General features: G+C 70.7%; 3 protein-coding genes. 1 reads left to right on the forward strand and 2 read right to left on the reverse strand.

Features of this window, described 5'->3' with window-relative positions:
- On the reverse strand, positions 1-220 hold a 220-nt coding region (locus JMF90_RS37160), incomplete at its 3' end, for an acyl-CoA thioesterase (protein ID WP_305790775.1).
- A gap of 130 nt (positions 221-350) precedes the next feature.
- Positions 351-491 carry a hypothetical protein gene (locus JMF90_RS37165; RefSeq protein ID WP_166488149.1) on the reverse strand — a complete coding sequence of 47 codons (141 nt, stop codon included), beginning with the start codon at positions 489-491 and terminating at the stop codon, positions 351-353.
- Positions 492-680: 189 nt separating this feature from the next.
- Here JMF90_RS37165 and JMF90_RS37170 point away from each other — a divergent pair.
- Positions 681-1,379: helix-turn-helix transcriptional regulator (locus JMF90_RS37170; RefSeq protein WP_201326349.1), on the forward strand; the 699-nt coding region annotated here is incomplete at its 3' end.

Below are 1,379 nucleotides of genomic sequence, written 5' to 3' on the forward strand. Positions count from 1 at the left end.
CCAGGATCGGGCGCTGAAAACGGATGTTGCCGACGCTGACCGTCACGCAATAGCGGCTCGACCAGACGGCCGCGCACGCATACGCGACCTCGTCGATCCACTTCATCAGCGCGCCGCCATGCACCTTGCCGCCGAAGTTCACGGACGAAGGCTCGGCAAGGAAGCGGAATACGGTTTCGGTGCGGTCGAGGGCGGCCGGCACGGGGGACGGTTGGGGCATTGTTGTGGCTCCAGGCGGCAGGGGCGCTGTGATCGGGCCATTATACGTTGCACTGCGGCAACGCGGCGCGGCCAGCCCCGCGTGGCGGGGCTCCGGCGGCCATGCCGGCTCGCGCCCGAACCGGCGCCGGTCAGCGGCGCACCGTGATGCCCTGGTCGATCGTCCCGTACATCTCGATACTGCCGCCGCGCTCGCCGGTCGCACCCGCGCCACCCTGCGCACAGGCCGCGCAGATGAACGCGGCCGCCAACATGCAGAAAATCGTCTTCATCGTTGCATCGCGTCACATGCGGCGGCCCGTTGCCGCCGCGTCCGGCCATTCTACGCGTGGCCCGCGACGGCCCACGGTCCGGCCGGCCACGGCGTCAAAACCGCTGCATCCGACATTTCATCCGGAAGCGAAACATCGAATGCGCGCACGAACTACACTGCCTCTCATCCCGCTCGACGAGACACGACGATGACTGACCAAGACGACCACCATTTTCCGGGCCTGAGCCGCATCGGCGCACTGATCGCCGATCCGGGCCGCGCCGCGATGCTGTGGGTGCTGATGGACGGCAGCGCACGGCCGGCCGGCGAGCTGACGATGATCGCGGGGCTGTCGCCGTCCGCGGCCAGCGCGCACCTCGCGCGCCTGACCGAGGGCGGCCTGCTGGCCTTGGACGTGCGCGGCCGGCATCGCTACTACCGCATTGCGTCGGCCGACATCGCGGCCTCGCTCGAAGCGCTGGCGAACGTCGCCCGCGCGGCCGCGCCGCATCGCCCGGTTCCGCCGCCGTCGCGCGCGGTTCCGGCCGAACTGCGCTACGCACGTACCTGCTACGACCACATGGCCGGCGAACTCGCGGTACGCATCTTCGACGGTCTCACCGCGCGCGGCTGGCTGCTCGCCAACGGCGACGCGATCGACACCACCGAGCTCGGCACGCAGGCGCTCGCGCAATGGGGCATCGATGTCGCGCAGCAACGCGCGCGCCGACGCCGATTCGCGTGCGGCTGTCTCGACTGGAGCGAACGGCGCTCGCATCTCGGCGGCGCCCTCGGCGCGGCGCTGCTCGACAGCTTCTGCGCCCACGGCTGGATCGAACGCGCTGCCCGCCCGCGCGTGCTGCGCGTCACGGTGCCCGGGCAGCAGGTTTTCGACGCGTGGCTTACG

The sequence above is a fragment of the Burkholderia sp. E168m23 genome (assembly GCF_016586125.1).
GTDB lineage: Bacteria > Pseudomonadota > Gammaproteobacteria > Burkholderiales > Burkholderiaceae > Burkholderia > Burkholderia orbicola.